Here is a 23525-nt window from a genome sequence, read left to right on the forward strand (position 1 = left end):
ACCCCCACAAATTGTCTTAAATTCGGTCACAAGAGGTATGAGTGAACAAAGCGTCGATCCCGTCATCTGAGCTTAGCCAACCCCAGGGCATCCCCAATCTGGCCCTGTTGATCCCCATGTTATCGGCCATCGTCGCCATCACGCCGCTGGCAATCGACATGTACCTGCCGGCCATGTCGACCCTGGCCAGCAGCTTCAATTCAAGCGTCACTACTGTGCAGCAGTCACTCAGTCTCTATCTGGCGGGCTATGCCCTTGGCATGCTCACCTTCGGCCCTGTTGCCGACCGCATCGGCCGCCGCCCCTTGGTATTAGTTGGCTTAACCGGCTTTGGTCTGATCAGCCTGACACTGGCCTTCGTCACTAGCGTGGAGGTATTTCTGGGGCTGAGATTCCTGCAGGCCTTCATCGGCGCCGCCGCCACAGTGGTGGTGCCCGGCTACATCAAGGAGGTCTATGGCAAGAACACCGCCAAGGGGATGTCCTACGTCAGCCTGATCATGATGCTGGCGCCGCTCATCGCCCCCACCATGGGCAGCCTAATCCTCGAGCTGGGTGAATGGCACCTGATCTTCTTCATCTTGGCCTGTTACGCCAGCTTGCTGCTCATCCTGGTACTGACCAAGCTAAGAATGCCCAGCGATTCGCAAACAAGCGGCCGCAGTCAGCGGTCATTCTTCGGCGCCTATGCAGTGGTGTTTACCAAGCCAGGCGTTAAGCTGCATATCGCCAGCGGCGTGATGACCTCGTTTGCCTTTTTCTGCTACCTCACCGCCTCACCGTTCGTCTACATGGAGGTGTTTGGTCTGGATAAGAGCCTGTTTGCCATCCTCTTTAGCACCAATGTCGGCGCCCTGATGCTGGCCAACGTGATCAACAGCCGCATCGTGGTCAAGTATGGCTCACGCCGTATGCTCAAGGTGGCCACCCTACTGGCGGCCGTCGCCGGTATTGGCTTATTAAGCGTTAACCTGCTGGGACTTAGCTATCACTTTACCGTGGCGGCGCTCATCCCCTTCATGGGTTTCCTGGGCGTAATGTCGGTCAATGCCGATGCCATAGTGCTAATGAAGTTTCAGCAGGAGACTGGCACGGCGACGGCGGTGATCGGCACCCTGAGATTTGGCTTTGGCGCCCTGGCGGGTCCTTTGTTGGCGCTCTTCTACACTGGGACAGCGGTGCCCTTCTCCGCGCTCATGTTAGGCGCCGTACTGCTAGTGGGCCTCTGCCAATTCCTGGCGCATTCACAGCAAAGACAGGGCTAACGGTGCTGATACGTCAATTACCGCATTAACTCGCCACGCTTACGTTAGATTCACCGTCAAGCTCGCCATTAGCTTCGCCACCAAGACAAACGCCGCCCGATGACTCAATTGGGCGGCGATGACACAAAATAGCCTTCTGAGACTAAAGTCTACATCGCCCGATTAAAGATAGATGACGGCGCTCAAATCCCGTCAAACCGCCACTTCGGCCAACAGCCACCTCACCTCGAACGTGAGTTTTGCTCAACTTGGCAAACTTTGCAGATAAAAGGCTTGAATTCATTCATCTATTGAATATGATGAAATTCTGTTCATTGGCAACAGTCACCCCAAGCCGACCGCTTTAGGGTGAAGCGCGAGTCTGGATTACCCTCCAGACTCTATGTTTAGAGCGATTACCGTCGCTGTATCAAGATACTGCATACCGTCGCGGTAACTTAAGAGGGATCACCAATGGAAAAACTTTCCGGCGCCAGCATGATCGTCCGATCATTAATCGATGAAGGCGTTAAACACATTTTCGGCTATCCAGGTGGCTCGGTACTCGATATTTACGATGCCCTGCACCAGAAATCCGGCATAGAACATATTCTCGTACGCCACGAACAGGCGGCCGTGCACATGGCCGACGGCTATGCCCGCGCCACCGGCAAGGTGGGTGTGGTGCTGGTCACCTCTGGCCCAGGCGCCACCAATGCCATCACAGGGATCGCCACCGCCTACATGGACTCAATCCCGCTGGTCGTCCTCTCTGGACAGGTCCCCAGCAACTTAATTGGTAATGATGCCTTCCAGGAATGCGACATGATAGGTATCTCACGCCCCGTGGTGAAACACAGCTTCCTGGTGACAGACGCCAAGGATATTCCTGCCATCATCAAGAAGGCCTTCTATATCGCCTCTACCGGTCGTCCCGGCCCTGTGGTGGTAGACATTCCCAAGGATTGTCTCAACCCACAGATATTGCACGAATACCAATATCCGGATGAGATAAACATGCGTTCCTATAACCCGACGACTACGGGCCATAAGGGACAGATCCGCCGAGGCCTGCAGGCCCTGTTAAAGGCCAAGAAACCGGTACTCTATGTGGGAGGCGGCGCGGTGATCTCGGGCGCAGACCAGCAGATCCTTAAACTGTCTGACAGACTCGGCCTGCCGGTGGTCAGCACCCTAATGGGGCTGGGTGCCTTTCCCGGCACCCACGCCAACAGCGTCGGCATGCTCGGGATGCATGGCTGTTATGAGGCCAACATGGCGATGCACAACGCCGACCTTATCTTCGGCATCGGGGTAAGATTCGACGATCGCACCACCAACAATGTGGAAAAATATTGCCCCAACGCCACCATATTGCACATCGATATCGACCCGTCATCCATCTCCAAGACGGTCAGGGTGGATATCCCCATAGTAGGCTCGGCCGATAGCGTGCTCGATGACATGCTGGCCCTGCTGGACGATGAGCCGTCAATGAAAAATGATGAAGGCGCCATCGACTACTGGTGGAGCGAGATCAATCAGTGGCGCAGTCGCAACAGTCTGGCCTATGACAAGAGCAGCGAGCGCATCAAGCCCCAGCAGGTGATCGAGACCCTACACAAGCTGACCAATGGCGATGCCTACGTGGCCTCGGACGTGGGTCAGCATCAGATGTTTGCCGCCCTCTACTACCCTTTCAACAAGCCAAGGCGCTGGATCAACTCGGGTGGCCTGGGCACCATGGGCTTTGGCCTGCCGGCCGCCATGGGGGTCAAGATGGCCAAGCCGGACGAGACGGTTATCTGCGTCACAGGTGATGGCTCGATCCAGATGAATATCCAGGAGCTATCGACCGCGCTGCAATACGATACGCCGGTTAAAATTATCAACTTAAACAACCGTTTCCTCGGTATGGTGAAGCAGTGGCAGGATATGATCTACTCGGGTCGTCACTCCCACTCCTACATGGACTCAGTGCCTAACTTTGCCAAGATCGCCGAGGCCTACGGCCACGTGGGCATGACCATCAGCGACCCGGCCGAGCTGGAAGCCGGGCTCGAGAAGGCCCTTGCCATGAAGGACAAGCTGGTCTTTGTCGACATCAGCGTCGATGAGACAGAGCACGTCTACCCAATGCAGATCCGCGGTGGCGGGATGAATGAAATGTGGCTAAGCAAGACGGAGAAAAGCTAATGCGTCGAATTATTTCTGTATTACTCGAAAACCAACCCGGCGCCCTATCTCGCGTGGTAGGCCTTTTCTCTCAGCGAGGCTACAACATCGAGAGCCTGACGGTGGCGCCGACGGACGATGTCACCCTCTCCAGGCTCAACATTACCCTAGTGGCCGACGAGGCAGTGCTGGAACAGATTGAGAAGCAGCTGCATAAGCTGATCGACATTCTCAAGGTGTCCAACATTACCGAGTCCAGCCATATCGAGCGTGAGCTGGCGCTGATCAAGGTGAAAGCCAAGGGCGCGGGTCGTGAGGAGGTGAAGCGCACCGCCGATATCTTCCGCGGTCAGATAGTGGATGTCACCTCTGAGCTCTACACCATTCAGATGGCCGGCACTTCGGATAAACTCGATGCCTTCATCGCCGCCATCGGCGAGGTGACTAAGGTGATTGAGGTATCTCGCTCAGGTGTGGTCGGTCTGTGCCGCGGTGAGAAGGCGATGCGCGCCTAAGCGAATACCCAATCGTTAACGACTAATCAATACGCACAAAAAACGCCAGCATTTGCTGGCGTTTTTACTATTTTAAACGAAAAGCCTCAACCCAAGAGCCTAAAACAAAAAGCCCTAACTCAAAATGGCCCTTGGATATCAAACGATTTATTTAACGCTTTCGGGACTAACATTCTCGGGGCTAACACTATCAGAATTAGCACTCTCGGCCAGCTTAACCACCTCACCGGTCAGCGCCACGCCCGCCATCAGGGCACCGGCGCCGCACTGGAAGGTCTCTTCACTCGAGGTCAGGTTGTTCTTATAGTTAGACTTGATATTCACTATGGCGTTACCGCCTTGTTTCAGCGCGCTATTTTTAAGGGCGATCATCGCCGATAGGAAGACCCATTCGCAGGCTTCCTGATCTGACTTATTAAACGCATTGGTCTTCTTGTTGGTCTTCAGCTCACCCAGTTTCTGCAGCGGCTCACCATAGGCCTGCTCGCCAAAGTAGAAGCTGACATCACTGCCCAGCTTGGCCTTGGCCGCATCTGAATTAAGTACCGAGGCGATGTTATAGTTGCCGACATCATCTCTTGCAAAGGCCAGCGGAGAACACAAGGTCAGAGAGGTCAAACCTACAAGCAGTATCTTTTTCATCTTTACAAATTCCGTTGATTTGGCATGAGCGAATCCTCACGCCGCGCACTAGTTCAAACTAGCACTTCCATTAACATTACCAGACCGACAATAGGTCAGCGTCCAACTTATTTCCACAGCGCCAGAATAATTCCAGATTAGGCATAAAGAGCCAAAGGCAAACACCGTGGGAATCGCCGAGCATAACCAACTCCATGGCTAAAGGTAAATAGCCAATGGCAAACTTTGAGATAGGGCTACCTAAAAACCTGCCAGCTGGCTATCATGGCAGCAGTTAAAGCCATCCTCTACCGGAATTCCCATTGAAAGCATTCGACTTTAACCTGCTTCCCCTACTAGAGGTGTTGCTGGAAGAGCAGAGCGTCACAGCCGCCGCCGAGCGCCTGCACCTAAGCCAATCAGCGGTGAGCAAACAGCTCAACAAACTCAGAGACTCATTCGACGATCAGCTGTTCGAGCGGACCGCTCACGGCCTGCGTCCAACACCTAAGGCCAAACAGCTGGGGCCGGAGATCCGTCAGATCTTGAGTCAGGTCTCCTCCCTCACCCGACCCAGCGACTTCGATCCCTCCAAGAGCCACAGACGCTTTCGGCTCGAATTAGTAGAGACCGCTTACTCGCTGACCTATCCACACTTCATGCCTAAGCTGCTCAAGCAGGCACCAAAGATCACCATAGACAGTCAGACTTGGCACAATGAGAGCATGGAGCGGCTGCTGCGCTGCGATACCGATCTGGGGATCGCCTGCCGGGAGTGGGATGATCGCTCTTTGCAGCATGTTAATAATCTGCCGAGCGCCCTGCGCTACGTCGAGCTGACCCGGGATCACTCCCTCTGTCTGGTACGCGAGGGACACCCGCTGCTTGATGAAGAGTGGAACCTCAATACATTCCTCAAATATCGCCACATACAGGTCACCTTCGGCGGTATCTCCCACTGGCTGCTGGATGATGTGTTGCAGATGAAGCACCTCAAGCGGGATATTGCGGTCAACCTCACCGATTTTAACAGCGCCATGCAGCTGTGCGAGCAGAGCGACCTCATCCTCTGCTCGCCCGCCAAATACGCCAAGGTGATGATGGGGCAGTTTAAGCTGGTATCACTGCCGATCCCCACACAGATGGTACCCGGCACCTATCTGCTGCTCTGGCACAAGCATTTCGATCTCGACCCCAGCCACCGCTGGCTCAGGGAGCTGATCATCGACTCGGTGCAGTCCTAGGCTTCGAGAAAAAAAGATAAAAAAACGCCAGCGAGATGAATGCTGGCGTTTTTACTTGGAGATGGCGTCTAAAGCGCTAATGCCCAACTAGCAGGCTTAACTAGAAGCCTTCGACCCCTTTCATATCAGGTAAGTGGTGAGCAATACCCTTATGACAATCGATACAGGTCTTCTCGCCGCTGGCCAATGATGTGGAGTGCATATTGGCCGCACGTGTCGATTGACGAGTAAAGTCCATGTAGTCGAAATTGTGGCAGTTACGACATTCAAGCGAATCGTTGGCCTTGAGTCGTGCCCATTCATGCTCTGCCAGTTCACGGCGCTTGGCCTCAAACTTGTCACGCGTGTTGATGGTGCCGAATATCTTACCCCACACCTCTTTCGAGGCCTGCATCTTACGGGCTATCTTATCTGTCCAGTTATGAGGCACGTGACAATCCGGACAGGTCGCACGCACACCACTGCGGTTGGTAAAGTGTATCGTCGACTTCAGCTCCTGATACACGTTATTTTCCATCTCGTGACAGCCGATACAGAAGGCTTCTTGGTTGGTGGCTTCCAGGGCGGTGTTGAATCCCCCCCAGAAGATCACCCCCGCGACGAAGCCGCCTAAGGTAAGAAAACCTAAGCTAAAATGCACGCTGGGTTTTCTTAACACCTGCCAGATTTTTTTCAACTTATCTAACATACGGCCGCTCCTAGTGCTTAGCTGCTTCAGCTTTAATCAAGTGGTCGATATCGATAAAGTCATTACCTACCAAGGTTTTTGCATCCAGCTGTGGCACATGGCACTGAGTACAGAAATAGCGACGTGGAGAAAGATCCGCTAAGAAGTTATTTTCCCTGTCCATGTAGTGGGTCACACTCACCATAGGTGCCTGTGAGTCGCCAACACGCTTACGGGCGTGGCACGACATACACTTATTCACCTTCAGGTCTATCTGATAGCCGTCGATCTTATGGGGGATCACCGGCGGCTGCATCGGATAGTTACGCACCTGCTTAACGTCTGTGTTACGCACTTTCTGCATCACAGGCGGCGTCGGGTTAGTGTCGAGCGGCGCCTGCCTGAGGGTGGCAACCTTCTCATCGGGCACGCTGGCAGCCATGCTGCTAAAAGTCGCGCCGACAGAGAGAGTCACCAGAGTCGCCAAGGTTACAAGTTTCAATGATTTCATGGTGATTCTCCTTATGCCTTAACTACTTTAACTGCGCACTTCTTAAAGTCAGTCTGTTTAGACAAAGGATCCGTCGCATCTAGCGTCACCTTGTTAATCAGCTGGCTGGCGTCGAACCAAGGCACAAAGACCAGACCGACAGGCGGCTTGTTACGACCACGGGTCTCGACGCGTGTCTTGATCTCACCACGGCGTGACACCACCTTCACCTCATCACCGCGACGCAAGCCGCGTTTCTTGGCGTCTTCTGGATGCATGAAGCAAACGGCATCCGGGAAGGCGCGATACAGCTCAGGCACACGCTGGGTCATAGAACCTGAATGCCAGTGCTCCAGCACACGACCGGTCGATAACCAGAGGTTAAACTCTTCATCTGGCGACTCGGCGGCAGGCTCGTATGGCAGTGCGTAGATAACCGCCTTACCATCTGGCTTACCGTAGAACTGGAAGCCAGTACCTGGTTTCACATAAGGATCGCTGCCTTCGCGGAAGCGCCACTTGGTCTCTTTACCGTTAACCACAGGCCAGCGCAGACCGTGCACCTCATGGTAGGTATCGAAGTCAGCCAAGTCATGGCCATGACCGCGACCGAAGGTAGCGTACTCTTCAAACAGCCCCTTCTGAACATAGTAACCAAAGTGCTTGGCTTCATCGTTCATATACTTAGGATCGGCCTGCTCCAGTGGGAACTTATCTACGTTACCGTTCTGGTAGAGTACCTGGAACAGCGTCTTGCCCTTGTACTCAGGGTTCGCCGCCAGCACCTCTTTTGGCCAGACTTCGTCTGTGGTGAAGCGCTTAGAGAACTCCATCAACTGCCAAAGATCTGAGCGAGACTCGCCCGGTGCCTTCACCATCTGATGCCAGAACTGGGTACGACGCTCGGCGTTACCATAGGCGCCCTCTTTCTCCACCCACATGGCGGTTGGCAGAATAAGGTCGGCGGCCTGTGTGGTCACCGTTGGGTAGGCGTCAGACACCACGATGAAGTTTTCTGGGTTACGATAGCCAGGTAGACCTTCCTCGTTGATATTAGGACCGGCCTGCATGTTGTTGTTTACCTGTACCCAGTAGGCATTGATATCACCATCTTTCAGACGACGATTCTGCTCTACCGCGTGGTAGCCAGGCTTAGGCGGAATGATGCCATCTGGGATCTTCCAGATCTTCTCGGCAATCTTTCTGTGCTCAGGATTATTCACCACTAGGTCTGCAGGCAGACGATGTGAGAAGGTACCCACTTCACGGGCGGTACCACAGGCAGAAGGTTGACCGGTCAGCGAGAATGGGCTGTTACCCGGCGTCGAGATCTTACCTGTTAGCAGGTGAATGTTATAAATCAGGTTGTTACACCACACACCACGGGTATGTTGGTTGAAGCCCATGGTCCAGAATGAGGTCACCTTGGTATTTGGATCGGCGTAGAGTTTCGCCAATTCAATCAGCTTATCTTCTGGCACGCCAGAAAGCTTGCTGACAGAAGCCACGTCATAATCGGCAACGAAGGCCTTGAAGGCGTCAAATTCGATTGGGGTAGACTTGCCGGCCGTCTTAACGTTCTTGGCTTTCTGCTGCAGCGGATGGCTTGGACGCAGGCCATAGCCGATGTCGGTTTCACCCTTGCGGAAGTTAACGTGCTTGTTGACGAAATCCCAGTTTACCGCATCGTTTTGAATGATGTAGTTGGCGATAAAGTTCAGAATAGCCAGGTCGGTCTGCGGCGTGAAGACGATACCGAGATCGGCCAGGTCGAAAGATCTGTGGGTAAAGGTCGATAGCACAGACACCTTAACGTGTGGCGCGCTCAGACGACGGTCGGTAACACGGCTCCAGAGGATGGGGTGCATCTCGGCCATGTTAGAACCCCAGAGCACGAAGGCATCGGCGTTTTCCATGTCATCGTAACAACCCATAGGCTCATCGATACCGAAGGTACGCATGAAGCCACCTACCGCAGACGCCATACAGTGACGGGCGTTAGGGTCGATGTTGTTAGAGCCAAAACCGGCCTTCATCAATTTAGAGGCGGCGTAGCCTTCCCATACTGTCCACTGGCCTGAGCCGAACATACCGATTGCGGTTGGGCCCTTCTTCTTAATGGTGGCTTTCCACTTCTCTGCCATGGTATCGAAGGCAGTGTCCCAGCTCACCGGGGTAAATTCGCCATGCTTGTCGTATTTACCATTGGTCATACGTAGCATAGGGGTCTGGAGTCTGTCCTTGCCGTACATGATCTTAGACAGGAAGTAACCCTTGATACAGTTCAGGCCACGGTTTACCTCGCTCTCGGCATCGCCGTGAGTCGCAACTACCTTGCCGTCGCGTGTCGCGACAATGACCGAACAACCTGTACCGCAGAAACGACATGGCGCCTTGTTCCACTCAAGTTTAGTCTGCTCTGAACTGGTAATTAGGTTGCTTGCCGTTGCAGGCAAGGCCAAACCAGCCACTGAGGCAGCGGCCATGGCCGCATTTGCCTTCATAAATTCGCGTCGATTCATCTTCATTTTTCAACCTCTTCAAGCACTTCACTCTGGTGATACACCATGGCTGCGGACAGCACGCCCTCAATCTTGTTGATCGTCTCAATGTCAGCCATCAGGCCCTTCTGGGTCATGCCTTCCAGCACAACAACCAGCTTGACCTCATCGTTTACAGACAACTCAGCATTTTCCATCTTCATGATTGTCTGTCTGACACTGGACATAAACTCAGGCTTAACCTGAACCACTAAACTGGTGACGTGAAGTTCATTGCTCATTGACATTTACACTCTTAATAATTGTTCGAATACAGTGGGTTAACCTGCACCTGGCGGGCCGGTAAATATCTGACTAAACCAGATAGCGAAGCCCAAACCAGAAACGAGTAACACTGACAGCAGGGGAGCAAGAAAAACGGTTAGAAACACAAATATTTTTAGCTCTAAACTTTTCTCTTCATTAGGTGTGGAACTCATGCATCCTCCAACGGGTCATGCCGGTTTTCATAGCAGATAAAGTTGGTTAGTCAGTGGTTGATATAGAGCAATCAAACGCTATAACCATACTTTTCTTCCTGTTATTTATGGTATCAATAAATTCTTAACATTCTGTATACCCCTAAATCGGTAAATTTCATGCAGGTTTGATCTGGATCATCCTTTTGTCACAGATAAAACCCAGATCACCTCTCCTAGACACGTATTTCGATTGAGAAAGCAACAAAATGAATAAATTAGCTATTCATGAACAACTAAAACATAGTCATAAAATGGCGATTTCGTAAGTCAAAATGTGATCTAAATCGTAAAAATATATCAATGGGGGTAGAGGGGAATTTTGTGGGGTTAAAAAAAGCACCCGTTGCGGGTGCTTCTTCAGTCTTTATGACAACAATCAGGCTTCGGCGATGCGGTTGAGGATACGCTTCTCCGATATGGGATAGGCGGTACCTAACACCTGGGCGAAACAGGAGACACGATACTCCTCTATCATCCAGCGAGCCTCCTGCAGCGCCTCGGGCACGGCCGCGCTGCGGGGCACCTTGACCAGCTGGGCAGCCAGGGTCTGTTGCACATTGTTGATGCTGTGCAGGTGCAGGCGGTCACGGTTAGGATCAACGGGCAGCTTATCTAAACGATTATCTATCGCCTTGATATAACGGATTAAATCAGAAAGTCGCTGCCAACCACACTGCTCGACAAAGCCTTTAAACACCAGGTTATCCAGCTGGGTCTGAATGTCGCTCATGGCGAAGGCGATATCCAGGCTGATCTTGCCCTTAAGGCGTTTCTTCACCTTCTGATACAGGGTCAAGATCTCCTCCACCTGCAGGGCGATCTTGGCCGCCGTGGGGTTGAGATCCTGACGCACCAGATCTTTAGCCTGCTCGAACTGCTCGGCGCTGCGCACATCTAAGCCCTTCTCATCCAGCAGCTGCTGCACCGCCGCCGACAGGATATCGTCGATCAGATACTGCACCTGGCCAAAGGGGTTGAAGTACATGGCCAACTTGGCCTTGTTGGGCAGGGTGTTCTGCAGGTGTTTCACCGGCGATGGCATGTTGAGCAGCAAGAGACGCTGCAGGCCCGCCTTGTGGCAGCGGCCGGCCTCATGCTCGTCATCAAACAGCTTGATGGCCACGCTGTCTTTGTTGTCCACCAGCGCAGGGAAAGCCTTCACCTGGAAGTTACCCCGCTTCTTCTCATACTGTTTTGGCAGGTCACCAAAGCTCCACTGGGTCAGTTCACTCTGCTCTATGCCGCTCTCGGCGACGTTGCGAATCGCCTGGGTTACCCTGCCCTGAAGCTTATCTTTTAGCTGCTCAAGCTCCCTGCCCTGAGCGATCAACTTACCCTTGTCATCCTCCACCTTGAAGTTGATCAGCAGATGGGGCGCGAGCTGCGAGAGGTCGAAATCATCAACCGAGATACGCACGCCGCTCATGCGCAGCAGTTGCTTACACATGGCATCCAGCAGACTCATCTCACTACTGCTGTTAGTATTAGCCATCGCCTGCAGGCAGGCCCTGGCATAATCCGGCGCCGGCACGAAGTTACGTCTCAATGTCTTAGGCAGGGACTTGATAAGCGCGGTGATCTTCTCTTCACGCAGGCCAGGCACCAGCCAGTCGAAGCCCTGGGCCTCTATCTGATTAAGCAGCGCGACGGGGAGATGCACCGACACGCCGTCATCTGCATCCGCCGGCTCGAAGTGATAACTCAGCGGCAGGTTAAAGTTGCCCTGATGCCAGCTGTCGGGGAAGTCCAGCGCCGAGATATGTTCGTCGCTACGCTTCATCAGCTGCTCACGTTCAAAGTCCAGCAGATGCGGCTGACGCTTCTTCTCCTGCTTCCACCAAGTCAGCAGCTTAGGGGCGTTGTAGATCCCCTCGGGGATGCGCGCCTCATAGAAATCCACCAGCGCCTGCTCGTCCACCAAGATGTCGCGGCGGCGGGACTTGTGTTCCAGCGCCTCGATATCGTCAATCAGGGCGCGGTTGTTGACGAAAAACGCCTCCTTGGTGCGCAGCTCCCCTTCGGCCAGGGCGCTGCGAATGAAGATCTCGCGGGCCTCCACCGGCTCTACCGGGCCATACTGCACCCGGCGGCGATTAACTATGGTCAGGCCGTAGAGCTGCTGGTTCTCCAGCGCCACCACACTGCCCTGCTTGGCTTCGAAATGGGGCTCTACATAGCTTTTCTTCACCAGATGGCCGGCCAGCGGCTCGACCCATTCCGGCTGGATCTTGGCGCAGCAGCGGGCAAACAGACGCGAAGTTTCGGTCATCTCGGCGGCCATGATCCACTTAGGCCCCTTCTTAGCCAAGGGCGAGCCGGGGAAAACGAAGAACTTGCGGTTGCGCGCCCCCAGATACTCGTTGTCCTTATCCTTGAAGCCGATATGACTCAGCAGACCGGTCAGCAAAGATTTATGCAGCAGCTCATAATCGGCGGGCTCGCTGTTGAGCTTCCACTTGAGGTCGTGCACCGCTTGTCGCAGCTGAGTATAGAGATCCTGCCATTCACGCACGCGCAGATAGGCGAGAAACTCCTGCTTACACAGCTTGCGGAACTGACTGGCGGACAGGGCTTTCTGCTGCTCCTTGATGTGATCCCACAGCTTCACCCAGGCGATGAAGTCAGAGTCCTTATCGTTGAAGCGTCTGTGGGCCTCATCGGCGGCCTGCTTCTTATCCATTGGGCGCTCGCGGGGATCTTGGATCGACAAGCCTGCGGTGATCACCAGAGTCTCATGCAGACAGCCATATTCCTTGGCCTGCACCACCATGCGCGCCAGGCGCGGATCCACCGGAATACTCGCCAATTGACGGCCAAGTGGCGTGAGTTGCAGCTGCCCCTTGTGTTTGCTCACCGATTGCAGCTCTTCCAGCAGCAGGAAGCCGTCGCGGATATAGCGGGCATCGGGCGGCTGAATAAAGGGGAAGCCTTCGATGTCACCAAGGCCGATGGAGAGCATCTGCAAAATGACAGAGGCCAGGTTGGTCCTTAGGATCTCGGGATCGGTAAACTCGGGGCGATTGTTAAAGTCCGCCTCATCGTAGAGACGAATACAGATCCCCGGCGCCACGCGGCCACAACGGCCCTGACGCTGGTTGGCGCTCGCCTGGGAGATAGGTTCGATCGGCAGGCGCTGCACCTTAGTGCGATAGCTGTAGCGGCTGATGCGCGCCGTACCCGGGTCGATCACATACTTGATACCGGGAACCGTCAACGAAGTTTCCGCCACGTTGGTGGCCAGCACGATACGGCGTCCGCGATGACTCTTGAACACCTTGGACTGCTCACCATAGGAGAGACGCGCATACAGGGGTAACACTTCTGTGTCGCGATACTGCTGTTTGTTGAGCTGATCTGCCAGGTCACGGATCTCGCGCTCGCCGTTGAGGAAGATGAGGATATCCCCCGGCCCCTCGGCCATCAGCTCCTCCACCGCGGCAAAGATGCCATCGGTGAGATCTAAGTCTTCTTCCTGTTCGCCCACCAGCGGACGGTAGCGAGTCTCCACCGGATAGGTACGGCCCGACACCTCGATCACAGGCGCATTATTGAAATGCTTAGAGAATCTCTCCACGTCTATGGTGGCCGAAGTGATGATCACCTTGAGATCCGGACGGCGCTTGAGCACGCTCTTGAGGTAACCCAGGATGAAATCGATATTCAGGCTTCGCTCGTGGGCCTCATCGATAATGATGGTGTCGTACTGATCCAGGTATTTGTCTGAACTCAGCTCCGCCAGCAAGATACCGTCTGTCATCAGCTTGATGTAAGAGGTCGGCTTGATGGCATCGGCGAAACGCACCTTAAAGCCTACCACTTCGCCCAGTGGGCTGTTTAACTCTTCGGCCACACGAGTCGCCACGCTGCGGGCGGCCAGTCGTCTTGGCTGGGTGTGGCCAATCAGACCGCGGGTGCCCAGGCCAAGCTCGAGACAGATCTTCGGCAGCTGAGTCGTCTTACCCGAGCCTGTCTCACCGGCCACAATCACCACCTGGTTATTGGCGATCGCCTCGGCTATCTCGCCGCGCTTTTGCGACACGGGCAAGGCGTCAGGATAGTTGATCTCAGGGCGATTCTGCCTGCGGCTCTCCACCTTGGCCGCGGCGGCAATGGCCTGCTCTTCTAACTGGGCCAGCGCCTCATCTTTCTGCTCGCCATCGGCTTGTTTTTTCAGTCTATGAAGGCGGCGCTTGATGCGAGAGGCATCGGCCTGAAAACACTGGTTGAGGAAGGCATGAGACAGGGGGTGACGTGGCGAATTCAAAGGAAAAACCCATATAGCAAAACACAAAGCAGGGATCCTACCAAGGAACGCGTCATTTTGATATGGAAAATCGCCTCAAACCGGCGAATTTGTTCACCTTTATTATCGACAGACACCACAGGGTATTGTCGATAAAAAGGTGAACATAAGCATTGACTTAGGCAGGTTTAAGATAACACTCCTGCATAGAGGTGTTGATCGCCCTTAGTACGGCATTTCTGTCTATGATGCCGACCACCCTGCCCTGGTCGATCACAGGATAGATCTTAGGCTTGGGCAGCAGCATCTGCTCCGCCAAACTGATGATGGGCTCATCCTTGGTGACGGTGAGCACATCGGTGCGCATGCAGTCACTCACGTTGGCGGTGAGATCGCAGTGATAGGTACTCTTAAGCATCACGGCTAAACAATCTTGTTGCGACAAAAAACCCACTAAATGACCCTGTGCATCGACCACGGCTGCGCCTAGTTTTTTTTGTGAGAGCAGCTTCTCGACCGCGGCCGCCAGTGTCATGTCTGCCTGTAATAACACCGGCTGGCGGTCCATATAATCAACGACTTTCATCGATTCCATATTCTGACTCCTTAATCGTGTCCGCACCTTAAGTGTAATTAAGGTTGGTCTAAAAAGCCGAAGTTTTAACCAATTTTATTTATAAGCATACAAAACAAATATTTATGCAACAGACGTAAAGTTTGAAGCGGATCAAGTGCCGTCAAAAAGTGGGACATTTTGACCCATATTTTTAAATAAACTTGATCCAGCTCATAGCTATAGAAGGTGGAATGCCCCTGCGGATCACAAGGTTTATAAATGTTGACATACATCAACATTCGCGCCGAATTTGAGGCCTAAACTTAGTTACTGAATCGTGCCACTACATTTTCGCATCAAAATGAAAACAAAGGGTTAACCATGGACACACATGCCGCCTTATATCAACAAGGCCAAGCACGCCTCGAAGAGTTACGTCGCTTGGCGCCTCGTCATGCTCAGACATTGCAAGACAAGATGGAAGAGCATGGAATCACCCGCCGAGACTTTATGAAATGGAGCGCCGCCGTCACCGCTATGCTGGCGTTGCCGCTTCCCTTTAGCACACTGGTCGCTGAAGCCGCCGAATTGGCGGACCGCGTACCACTGATCTGGTTGCACATGGCCGAATGTACTGGCTGCTCCGAATCTCTGGTGCGTGCAGACACCCCTAACCTCGACTCGCTGATCTTCGACCATGTTTCATTGGAATACCATGAAACCCTGATGGCTGCAGCCGGTTGGCAAGCCGAAGAAAACCTGGAACACGCGCTGGAAACCTACAAGGGTAACTACCTGCTGGCCGTCGAGGGGGCTATCCCCACAGCAAACAACGGTGCCTTCCTGACCGTTGGCTGTAAGGGTCACACCGGCCTTGAGATCATCAAGCATGCGGCCGAAGGCGCTGCCGCCATCGTCTCTGTCGGTACCTGTGCCTCCTTCGGTGGCGTGCAGGCCGCCGCTCCTAACCCAACCGGTGCCAAGGGCGTCGATAAGGTAGTGAATAAGACAGTGGTTAACTTAGGTGGCTGCCCACCAAGTGAAAAGAACATTGTTGGCACCCTGATGTATTTCATCATGTTCGGCAAACTGCCTGCGCTGGACATGTTTAACCGTCCTAAGTGGGCCTACGGCGCACGGGTACACGATAACTGTGAACGTCGCGGCCGCTTCGATGCGGGCGAATTTGTCGAGCAGTTTGGCGATGAAGGCGCGAAAGAGGGCTACTGCCTCTATAAAGTGGGATGTAAAGGGCCTTATACCTATAACAACTGCCCCACAGAAAGATTCAATCACCACACCAGTTGGCCGGTGCTTGCGGGTCACGGATGTATGGGCTGCTCCGAGCCTAACTTCTGGGACGACATGGCCGACTTTGAAAAACCCCTTGGCAGACAGCTCCTTCACGGGCTGGACGCAACGGCCGATACCGTCGGCGCAGTGATCTTGGGTGCCACAGCTGTAGGTATCGGCGCTCATGCTGTTGCCAGCGTATTTGCCAATTCGAAGGAGGACTAATTCAATGAGCAAACGTGTAGTTATCGACCCTATCACTCGAATCGAAGGCCATCTGCGCATCGAGGTCGAAGTCGACGAAAATAATGTTGTTCAAAAAGCCTGGTCCTCCTCCACCCTATGGCGTGGCATCGAGGTGATCCTCAAGGGACGCACTCCGATGGATGTGGGCCTTATCGTACAGCGTATCTGTGGTGTCTGTACCTATTCACACTATCGCTGTGGTACCGAGGCGGTAGAGAACGCCTTAGGGGTAAAGATCCCGCTTAACGCTAAATACCTGCGCTCGCTCATGCAGACCTCGCTCTATATGCATGACCACATAGTGCACTTCTATCACCTCCACGGCCTGGACTGGGTGGATGTGGTCTCTGCGCTGAGTGCCGATCCGGCCGCCGCCGCACAGGTGGCGCTGAAATATACCCACAACCCAATCGCCGCCGGCGAGGGTGAGCTGCGCGCGGTACAAGAGCGCGTCAAGGGCTTCGTCGAAACCGGTAAACTTGGCCCCTTCGCCAACGCTTACTGGGGCAACGGCACCTATAAGTTTACCCCTGAGCAGAACCTGATCGCCCTGTCGCACTACCTCAAGGCACTGGAAGTACAGCGCGTTGCGGCCGAGATGCTAGCCATCTTCGGTGGTAAGCAGCCGCATCCTCAGTCGCTGGTGGTCGGTGGTGTTACCTCGGTGCGTGACATGTTAAGCCCTGCCCGCCTGCAGGAGTGGAAACAGAAACACGCCATCGTGACCGACTTTATTCACCGCGCTTATAAGGCGGATATCGTCATGGCGGCCGAAGCCTTCGGCGGCGAGCCTAGCGTACTGGGCGGCGTCAACGTGAAGAACTTCCTGGCAACCAACGACTTCGTCCTCGCCGACGGTCAGTACATGTTTGACCAGGGCGTGATCATGAATGGCGATCTGGCTAATGTCACAGACATCAATCCAGATCTGATCAAGGAAGATGTGAGCCACGCCTGGTATGACGCAAGCGAGCCACAGCATCCTTATGAAGGCACCACAATCCCTAATTACACAGGCTTTGTGGAGCGCGACACAGTCTACGGTAAGCTGCCAACACTGGATGGCGACGGCAAGTACAGCTGGGTGAAATCACCTCGCTATCAAGGCGAGCCAGTCGAAGTGGGTCCACTCTCTAGCCTGCTGGTCAGCTATGCCCGCGGCAACAAGGTGGTGGTCGATGCGGTGAACGGTCTGCTGGAAGCCACTGGCCTACCGGTTGAAGCCCTATTTACCACGCTTGGCCGCACTGCGGCGCGCATGCTGCAAACCGTTATCGTGGCCGAAGAAGGCCTCAAAACCTTCGATGCGCTGATCGACAACCTGCTTGTGGATGAGGCCACCTATGTGCAGCCTGAGATCGACCCAAGCAAGGAGTATGTGGGCCACGCCATGATCGAGGCGCCGCGCGGCATGCTCAGCCACTGGATCCGCATCAAAAACGGTCTGGTGGAGAACTATCAGGCAGTGGTGCCCACTACCTGGAACGCTGGCCCTGTGGACGCCGCCGGTAAGGTCGGTCCCTATGAGGCATCCCTATTGGGCCTCAAGCTGGAAGACCCGACCAAACCACTGGAAGTGATACGTATCATCCACTCGTTCGACCCATGTATGGCCTGTTCGGTACATGTGATGGACTATAAGGGTCAGGATCTGGGTGAGTTCCGTATCGACCCAAACGGCAATAACTAAGGAGCAACTCATGGCTACAACCAATGTACCCTATGAGAGAGCCTTTATCTTCAGCGCCGCGATCAGGATTTTTCACTGGTTGCGAGCGCTCTCCATACTGGTTCTTGTCATCACAGGCTTCTATATTGCCTGGCCGTTTTTGGTGGCGCCGAGCAGCACGGATGTGTTGGTACAAGGGTGGATAAGATTTGCCCACCTGATCTTCGGCTTCGTGCTGTGTGCCATCACGCTTGCCAGGGCCTATCTGTTCTTCTTCAGCAAGAGCGACATAGAGCGACGTTCCTTTAAGGACGTCACCAGCGTCAACAGCTGGATAGTGCAGCTTAAGTCCTATCTCTGGATGGGACACCTGGACAAGAAAGGTGTATATGGTCCCTTGCAGTTTGTCACCTACTTTGCCGTATCAGTGATCGCAGCGTTAATCTGCATCACAGGCCTGGCACTGTACGCCAACGTATATCATCTCGGCCTTGGCGGCATGTTAGGCGACTTTGCGGCCTGGTTGACCGGCGCAATGGGCGGCCTGGCCCAGCTGAGGATCTGGCACCATTACTTTACTTGGGTGTTTATTATCTTTGTGGTGATCCACGTCTATATGGCGGTTTGGACCGGCATCAGATTTAAACATAATTCGGTAGATTCCATCGTCTCTGGCTATGACTACCATCCTAAGAAGCACTAAATAAGGGCGCCATGAAAATACTGTTACTCGGTATTGGTAATGTGCTGTACGCCGATGAAGGGATCGGCGTACATTTTGTCAATTACCTGCAAGAAAACTTTCGCTTTAGCCATCCGTCGCATCAACTCGATGTGATGGATGGTGGCACCTTAGCCCAAGGGCTAATTCCCATCATCTGTAAATACGACTATCTTGTGGTGGTAGATACGGTAAACGCCCACGGCGTCGGACCAGGAGAGGTCTATTTTTTCGATTTCGACAAGGCTCCCAGCGAGATCGATTGGCAAGGAAGCGCACACGAGGTGGAGATGTTACAGACATTGACCATGATGGAGATGGTCGGAGACAGACCAAAAACTTTCGTACTTGGCTGCACGCCAACCGTACTCGAACCTATGACACTGGGGCTCACCCCGCGTGTCACCGCCACCGTTCCCCTGATGGAAACGACAATACTCACCCATTTCAAGTCCCTCGGATTCGAGATCGAACGGATCAACGACTTGGCTATTGAAACGCTCATTCCAGATTCTTATAAGCGCGGTGTAACCCTAGATGAAGACAATCAAATTTGAATTTACCTGCTCACGGCAGGTGCCGCTTTACGCGCATTTATGTAACCGATACCTAAATTATGGTGAACTAAATATCCATGTCGGTTACCAGGGCGGCGCCTATTTTATCGAGGCCGAGGGCAAACAGAGCGAGCTGGAAGGCCTGGCCGATGATATCGCCCAGGATTTTCTGATCTCCGTATGGCTCACCGATTCCCGCATCGCCCTGATCGACGCGCCGACCGGCAGCAAAGCCCCCTTGGCAACCCAGCCACTGGTGCAGGAGTTCTGTCAGCAGTGCGCGCCGCACTTTGGTGATAATCAGGCGCCAGAATTTGGCCAGCTGGATCTTGCCTGTGACTGTTGCCACGGCGAGCGCCGCATCCATCAAGACTATCGCGGCCTGACCGCTGGCGACATTCAGGCCATGTATCAGCAGCTGATGATCCAGGGCGAACTCGAACTGGCAGGCGGCATTAGGCTGAGCCTGAGCCCGATTGACAACAATCCCGATGAAAGCAGTTCCAATAAAAACAGTCAGCGCCCTCGCCTGCTTATCTGTAATCCCAACACCCTCAATGCCCAGTTCCACCTCAGCGATCCACAGGTGTTGGCGCTGTCGAGCATAGAGAAGCCACTCATCTGCGTACGGCCCATCAAAGATCATCCAAAGCTCGCCCAGCCCCTGTACGATCTCTGCTTCGCCTACAATCGTCTCTTAGTGATCCTGGCCGAGCATCTGCGCCAGCACGGCACAGATTGGGTCTATTTAGCCGATCCCGCCCAGGGCGAGGCGCTTGCCTATATCGATGGCCAATGGGCCGAGATCCACACGAATGCGCCAAACAGCCTGCGCATCGACTCGCCCAAGCAGGCGCTACATGATGCCGTGCTGCTGGCCGGCAAGGACACCTATTACTACGCCAGCCACAGCGACAAACAGGGCGGCCACTACCTGCTAGAACAAGGCAGTGAAGTCAAAGCGCGCCACGGCGCCAAGACAGCCGCTATCTTAGGCGATGATGACCTGGCCCTGTGCGCCCTGCACAGCGTGAATCTCGAGCATGGCCTTGATAAGAACAGCGCCATCATCTATCTCAGCCGTGACCATGGCGGACAAATCTACACCTTAAACAGCAAGTGCGAGGCCGAGCGTTTCTTCGCCCTGCCCGAGCTGCCTGAAAACGGCTATGAGATATACCATCAGCTAGAGCAGAGCCCCCAGCGCAAGGTGCTGGAGAAGTTTAAGCAGCGTTATCCCGAAGATTATCTCAGGCTGCTGGACCTTAAGCTCCCCAATGAGCGCCATAGTTTAAGCGCCCTGTGGGCGGTAGGCGCGGTGATCCTGGGTCTCGAGAGCCGCTCCTTGAGCATAGGCGATCTCAACGACGCCCTGATGGCCGCTGCCATGGCCCATCGCGGCAGCAACTCGCCACGCATCGACTATCCGCTCACCCGCGGCGAAGCCTACCGCAGCCTCAACTGGTGCAAGACACTGGGCAGCCTGATCAGCTTCCGTCTGGCCGACGACAGAGACAGCCAGAAACTGGCCTTTGGCATGCACGACTCCTTCGCCGACTACCTGGCCAACTGGATTGAACATCTGGATCTCAACCTTGGGGTCAAGTCGGTGGCCCTGGCCGGTAGCGAGTGGGTTAACCCCCTGCTGTGTCAGCGGGTCGCCCTAAGGGTCGGCAAGAACTTCCCCCTCAAACACAACCAGCTGCTGGAGATCGATGGCAACAACCATGCTATCGGCGCCCTGCTGCTGAAGAAACGCAGGCTATAACATGTCTGCCAAGCTGCAAGCGTCCATAGAGGCGACCAAGCGAGTCAAGCTGGACATCACAGGTATTGTTCAGGGGGTCGGTTTTCGCCCCTTCGTCTATCGCTGGGCCACTGAGCTTGATCTGCTGGGCCTGACCTTCAACCACAGTAAAGGCGTGACGGTGGAGCTGCAAGGCAGCGATGCGGCGATTAGCTCTTTCGTCGAGGCCCTGACTCAGACGCCACCGCCACTTGCCCGCATCGATAGCCTGAGCCAGACAGCACTGCCGCTTGAAGAGTGCGACAGCTTCGAGATAGTGCACAGCCAGGCGGATGCCAAGGCGGTGGTGGCCGTCTCCAGCGACAAGAGCAGCTGCCAGGAGTGTCTCGATGAGATAATGGATCCCGGCAACCGTCACTATCAGTACCCCTTTACCAACTGCACTAACTGCGGCCCCAGATATACCCTGATCCGCGCCCTGCCCTATGACAGGCCCAACACCGCCATGGCCGAATTTGCCATGTGTGATGCCTGCGCGGCGGCCTATCAGAATCCGCTGGACAGGCGCTACCACGCCCAGCCGGTGAGCTGCCCAGAATGCGGCCCCCAGCTCAGCCTGCTGGCACAAGATAAGCGTCTGCTTGGTGAGCGTAACGCTGCGCTGGACCTGGCCGTCGAGCTGCTGGCCCAGGGCAAGACTCTGGCCATCAAGGGGCTGGGCGGCTTTCATCTGGTATGCGATGCCACCAATGACGAGGCGGTAATGCAGCTGAGATCCCGTAAGCAGCGCCCGGCCAAGCCCTTCGCCGTGATGTGCGCCTCGCTCGACATGGCCAAGACATTGGCCTGCGGCAGCGATGCCGAATGGCAACTGCTGCAAAGCGCCGAGCGGCCCATCACCCTGCTGCAAAAGGCGCTCAGCAAAGAAGAATCCAGTAGCGATGCGAACGAAAGCGACACACTAAGCCCGGCCGTGGCACCTGGTATCGACAGACTCGGGCTGTTTCTGCCCTACACGCCGCTGCATCAACTGCTGCTCAGCAGGCTAAACCGCCCGCTCGTGGCCACCAGTGCCAACCGCAGCGGCGAGCCCATCATCACGCACGGCGAGCAGATCTTCGAGCGCCTGGGCGAGGTGGTCGATGCCGTGCTGGATCATAACCGCGAGATCCTTAACGGCTGTGACGACAGCGTGGTGCAGATGGTGGATGACAAGCTGCAGGTGATCCGTCTGGCGCGGGGCTATGCGCCGCTGACCCTGGCGCTGCCAGAGGAAGTCCCCCAAGAAACCTTGGCCGTTGGCGCCCAGCAGAAGAACAGCATTGCCTTCGGCTTCGACCACAACCTGGTGCTCAGCCCACACATAGGCGATCTCTTCAGCCTGGAGGCGGAGCAATATTTTATCGACACCCTGGCGACCTTTAAGCGCCTGTACCAGTTCAGCCCCAAACACCTGGTGAGCGACAAGCACCCCGATTACGCCTCGACCATCTGGGCCCAGCGACAAAAAGTTGAGCAAGGCATCGCCTACACTCAGGTGCAGCACCACTACGCCCATATCCTCAGCGTCATGGCCGTCAATCAGAGAGTCGACAAGGTATTGGGCTTCAGCTTCGATGGCACGGGCCTCGGGGATGAGCGCCAACTCTGGGGCGGCGAAGCCATGCTAGCCGATATCTCAGGTTTCAAGCGCGTCGCCCATCTGAGCCCAATGGCGCTAATCGGCGGCGAGCAGGCGATTAAAGATCCCCGCCGCATCATGCTGGCACTGTTGTTCGCGCGCTACTCAATTGAAGAGATTAAGGCGCTGCCACTGGCGGCAATCGAGGGACTGCCAGCCAGCCTCATCGGCAACCTGCATACCCTGTGGCACAAAGGCGTTGCAACCCAGATGACCAGCTCCATCGGCCGTCTGTTTGACGCCACCGCCTGCCTGCTCGGCCTGATGCAGACCACCCAATTTGAGGGACAGGCCGGCATGTTGATCGAGGCCAAGGCCAATGAGGTCAGCGAGGCGCAGTTAGAAAGCGAGCTTGCGGCAGCGGATCTGGCCTTTAGCATGAGAGAGAGCGACGGCGTATGGCAGCTAGAAGCCCTCTGGGCACAGATGGTGGATGCCCTGCTCAAATGGCAGCACAAACCCGAAGGCATAAGCCTTATCGCCCGCGGCTTCATGAACGCGCTGGCCCAGGCGGTCACCGACTGCGCCATCAAGCATAGCGGCTTCGACGTGGCGCTTTGCGGCGGCGTGTTTCAAAACCGCTATCTGCTCAGCGAGACACGTAAACGCCTAGAGATGGCTAAGATTAAGGTGCTCGATTCGCATCAGGTACCGGTTAACGATGGCGGCATTGCCCTGGGGCAACTCTGGTACGCCATACACAAGCATTAACTCGGCTTAAGCCGCGCCTAAATCGCCCTGTGATAAGCGCTTGAGCCAATTTGATTAACAGGATTTTGCCTAAAACTGACCCGGGTCAATGAAGTCACCGGGCTCCTAGCGCAAAATGGCATT

Annotated in this window: 18 protein-coding genes; 10 read left to right on the top strand and 8 right to left on the bottom strand. The window is 54.8% G+C overall.

What is annotated here, in order from left to right:
• The first annotated feature begins 41 nt into the window (after positions 1-41).
• From K0H81_RS10910 to ilvN, 3 genes are all read left to right on the top strand, one after another.
• Positions 42-1265: a multidrug effflux MFS transporter gene (locus K0H81_RS10910; protein ID WP_220058336.1), complete on the top strand. Its 1224-nt coding sequence runs from the start codon at positions 42-44 to the stop codon at positions 1263-1265.
• A gap of 453 nt (positions 1266-1718) precedes the next feature.
• On the top strand, positions 1719-3440 hold the full coding sequence (locus K0H81_RS10915; RefSeq protein ID WP_011865574.1) for an acetolactate synthase 3 large subunit: 1722 nt from the start codon (positions 1719-1721) through the stop codon (positions 3438-3440).
• A complete protein-coding gene (gene ilvN, locus K0H81_RS10920) occupies positions 3440-3934 on the top strand; it encodes an acetolactate synthase small subunit (protein ID WP_011865573.1) in 495 nt (164 codons plus the stop codon). Before K0H81_RS10915 ends, ilvN begins: the two co-directional genes overlap by 1 nt.
• Positions 3935-4081: 147 nt before the next feature.
• Here the strand turns inward: ilvN and K0H81_RS10925 are convergent, their stop codons facing one another.
• The gene (locus K0H81_RS10925) at positions 4082-4576 is read right to left on the bottom strand and encodes an excinuclease (protein WP_220058337.1); all 495 of its coding nucleotides are present in this window, start codon (positions 4574-4576) and stop codon (positions 4082-4084) included.
• 302 nt (positions 4577-4878) lie between these two features.
• Here K0H81_RS10925 and K0H81_RS10930 point away from each other — a divergent pair, with 302 nt between their 5' ends.
• On the top strand, positions 4879-5799 hold the full coding sequence (locus K0H81_RS10930) for a LysR family transcriptional regulator (protein WP_220058338.1): 921 nt from the start codon (positions 4879-4881) through the stop codon (positions 5797-5799).
• A 100-nt stretch (positions 5800-5899) separates the two neighbouring features.
• Here the strand turns inward: K0H81_RS10930 and K0H81_RS10935 are convergent, their stop codons facing one another.
• The 7 genes from K0H81_RS10935 to K0H81_RS10965 form a co-directional block, all read right to left on the bottom strand.
• Positions 5900-6487, bottom strand: coding sequence for a cytochrome c3 family protein (locus tag K0H81_RS10935; RefSeq protein ID WP_041511447.1), 588 nt, complete (start codon positions 6485-6487; stop codon positions 5900-5902).
• A 10-nt stretch (positions 6488-6497) separates the two neighbouring features.
• Positions 6498-6977: a nitrate reductase cytochrome c-type subunit gene (locus tag K0H81_RS10940; RefSeq protein ID WP_220058339.1), complete on the bottom strand. Its 480-nt coding sequence runs from the start codon at positions 6975-6977 to the stop codon at positions 6498-6500.
• An 11-nt stretch (positions 6978-6988) separates the two neighbouring features.
• Positions 6989-9478: a nitrate reductase catalytic subunit NapA gene (gene napA, locus K0H81_RS10945; protein ID WP_220060841.1), complete on the bottom strand. Its 2490-nt coding sequence runs from the start codon at positions 9476-9478 to the stop codon at positions 6989-6991.
• Between the two features lie 2 nt (positions 9479-9480).
• Positions 9481-9738, bottom strand: coding sequence for a chaperone NapD (locus K0H81_RS10950; protein WP_144199404.1), 258 nt, complete (start codon positions 9736-9738; stop codon positions 9481-9483).
• Between the two features lie 39 nt (positions 9739-9777).
• Positions 9778-9936, bottom strand: coding sequence for a nitrate reductase (locus tag K0H81_RS10955; RefSeq protein ID WP_011865566.1), 159 nt, complete (start codon positions 9934-9936; stop codon positions 9778-9780).
• Positions 9937-10354: 418 nt separating this feature from the next.
• Positions 10355-14242 carry an ATP-dependent RNA helicase HrpA gene (hrpA, locus tag K0H81_RS10960; RefSeq protein WP_220058340.1) on the bottom strand — a complete coding sequence of 1296 codons (3888 nt, stop codon included), beginning with the start codon at positions 14240-14242 and terminating at the stop codon, positions 10355-10357.
• A gap of 157 nt (positions 14243-14399) precedes the next feature.
• On the bottom strand, positions 14400-14816 hold the full coding sequence (locus K0H81_RS10965) for a CBS domain-containing protein (RefSeq protein WP_144199000.1): 417 nt from the start codon (positions 14814-14816) through the stop codon (positions 14400-14402).
• Positions 14817-15158: 342 nt separating this feature from the next.
• Here K0H81_RS10965 and hyaA point away from each other — a divergent pair, with 342 nt between their 5' ends.
• The 6 genes from hyaA to hypF are packed head-to-tail and all read left to right on the top strand — an operon-like array spanning position 15159 to position 23402.
• A complete protein-coding gene (gene hyaA / locus K0H81_RS10970; RefSeq protein ID WP_220058341.1) occupies positions 15159-16295 on the top strand; it encodes a nickel-dependent hydrogenase small subunit in 1137 nt (378 codons plus the stop codon).
• Between the two features lie 4 nt (positions 16296-16299).
• The gene (gene hyaB / locus K0H81_RS10975; RefSeq protein WP_220058342.1) at positions 16300-18006 is read left to right on the top strand and encodes a nickel-dependent hydrogenase large subunit; all 1707 of its coding nucleotides are present in this window, start codon (positions 16300-16302) and stop codon (positions 18004-18006) included.
• Between the two features lie 10 nt (positions 18007-18016).
• Positions 18017-18688 carry a Ni/Fe-hydrogenase, b-type cytochrome subunit gene (cybH, locus tag K0H81_RS10980; protein WP_220058343.1) on the top strand — a complete coding sequence of 224 codons (672 nt, stop codon included), beginning with the start codon at positions 18017-18019 and terminating at the stop codon, positions 18686-18688.
• Positions 18689-18699: 11 nt separating this feature from the next.
• Positions 18700-19263, top strand: a complete 564-nt coding sequence (locus K0H81_RS10985) for a HyaD/HybD family hydrogenase maturation endopeptidase (protein WP_220058344.1) — start codon at positions 18700-18702, stop codon at positions 19261-19263.
• Positions 19244-21031 (top strand): NiFe hydrogenase, encoded by a 1788-nt coding sequence (locus K0H81_RS10990; protein ID WP_220058345.1) that lies wholly within the window; start codon positions 19244-19246, stop codon positions 21029-21031. The genes K0H81_RS10985 and K0H81_RS10990 overlap by 20 nt, the downstream gene beginning before the upstream one ends.
• A 1-nt stretch (position 21032) precedes the next feature.
• On the top strand, positions 21033-23402 hold the full coding sequence (gene hypF, locus K0H81_RS10995; protein WP_220058346.1) for a carbamoyltransferase HypF: 2370 nt from the start codon (positions 21033-21035) through the stop codon (positions 23400-23402).
• The last annotated feature ends 123 nt before the right edge of the window (positions 23403-23525 follow it).

This window comes from Shewanella halotolerans, from assembly GCF_019457535.1.
GTDB classification, from domain to species: Bacteria; Pseudomonadota; Gammaproteobacteria; order Enterobacterales; family Shewanellaceae; genus Shewanella; species Shewanella halotolerans.

What these genes read in the sequence shown, in the direction of transcription:
- K0H81_RS10915 (WP_011865574.1), top strand. Translation starts at nt 1,719, where the DNA reads ATGGAAAAACTTTCCGGCGCCAGCATGATCGTCCGATCATTAATCGAT.
- ilvN (WP_011865573.1), top strand. Translation starts at nt 3,440, where the DNA reads ATGCGTCGAATTATTTCTGTATTACTCGAAAACCAACCCGGCGCCCTA.
- K0H81_RS10925 (WP_220058337.1), bottom strand. Translation starts at nt 4,576, where the DNA reads ATGAAAAAGATACTGCTTGTAGGTTTGACCTCTCTGACCTTGTGTTCT.
- K0H81_RS10935 (WP_041511447.1), bottom strand. Translation starts at nt 6,487, where the DNA reads ATGTTAGATAAGTTGAAAAAAATCTGGCAGGTGTTAAGAAAACCCAGC.
- K0H81_RS10940 (WP_220058339.1), bottom strand. Translation starts at nt 6,977, where the DNA reads ATGAAATCATTGAAACTTGTAACCTTGGCGACTCTGGTGACTCTCTCT.
- napA (WP_220060841.1), bottom strand. Translation starts at nt 9,478, where the DNA reads ATGAATCGACGCGAATTTATGAAGGCAAATGCGGCCATGGCCGCTGCC.
- K0H81_RS10950 (WP_144199404.1), bottom strand. Translation starts at nt 9,738, where the DNA reads ATGAGCAATGAACTTCACGTCACCAGTTTAGTGGTTCAGGTTAAGCCT.
- K0H81_RS10955 (WP_011865566.1), bottom strand. Translation starts at nt 9,936, where the DNA reads ATGAGTTCCACACCTAATGAAGAGAAAAGTTTAGAGCTAAAAATATTT.
- K0H81_RS10965 (WP_144199000.1), bottom strand. Translation starts at nt 14,816, where the DNA reads ATGGAATCGATGAAAGTCGTTGATTATATGGACCGCCAGCCGGTGTTA.
- hyaA (WP_220058341.1), top strand. Translation starts at nt 15,159, where the DNA reads ATGGACACACATGCCGCCTTATATCAACAAGGCCAAGCACGCCTCGAA.
- hyaB (WP_220058342.1), top strand. Translation starts at nt 16,300, where the DNA reads ATGAGCAAACGTGTAGTTATCGACCCTATCACTCGAATCGAAGGCCAT.
- cybH (WP_220058343.1), top strand. Translation starts at nt 18,017, where the DNA reads ATGGCTACAACCAATGTACCCTATGAGAGAGCCTTTATCTTCAGCGCC.
- K0H81_RS10985 (WP_220058344.1), top strand. Translation starts at nt 18,700, where the DNA reads ATGAAAATACTGTTACTCGGTATTGGTAATGTGCTGTACGCCGATGAA.
- K0H81_RS10990 (WP_220058345.1), top strand. Translation starts at nt 19,244, where the DNA reads ATGAAGACAATCAAATTTGAATTTACCTGCTCACGGCAGGTGCCGCTT.
- hypF (WP_220058346.1), top strand. Translation starts at nt 21,033, where the DNA reads ATGTCTGCCAAGCTGCAAGCGTCCATAGAGGCGACCAAGCGAGTCAAG.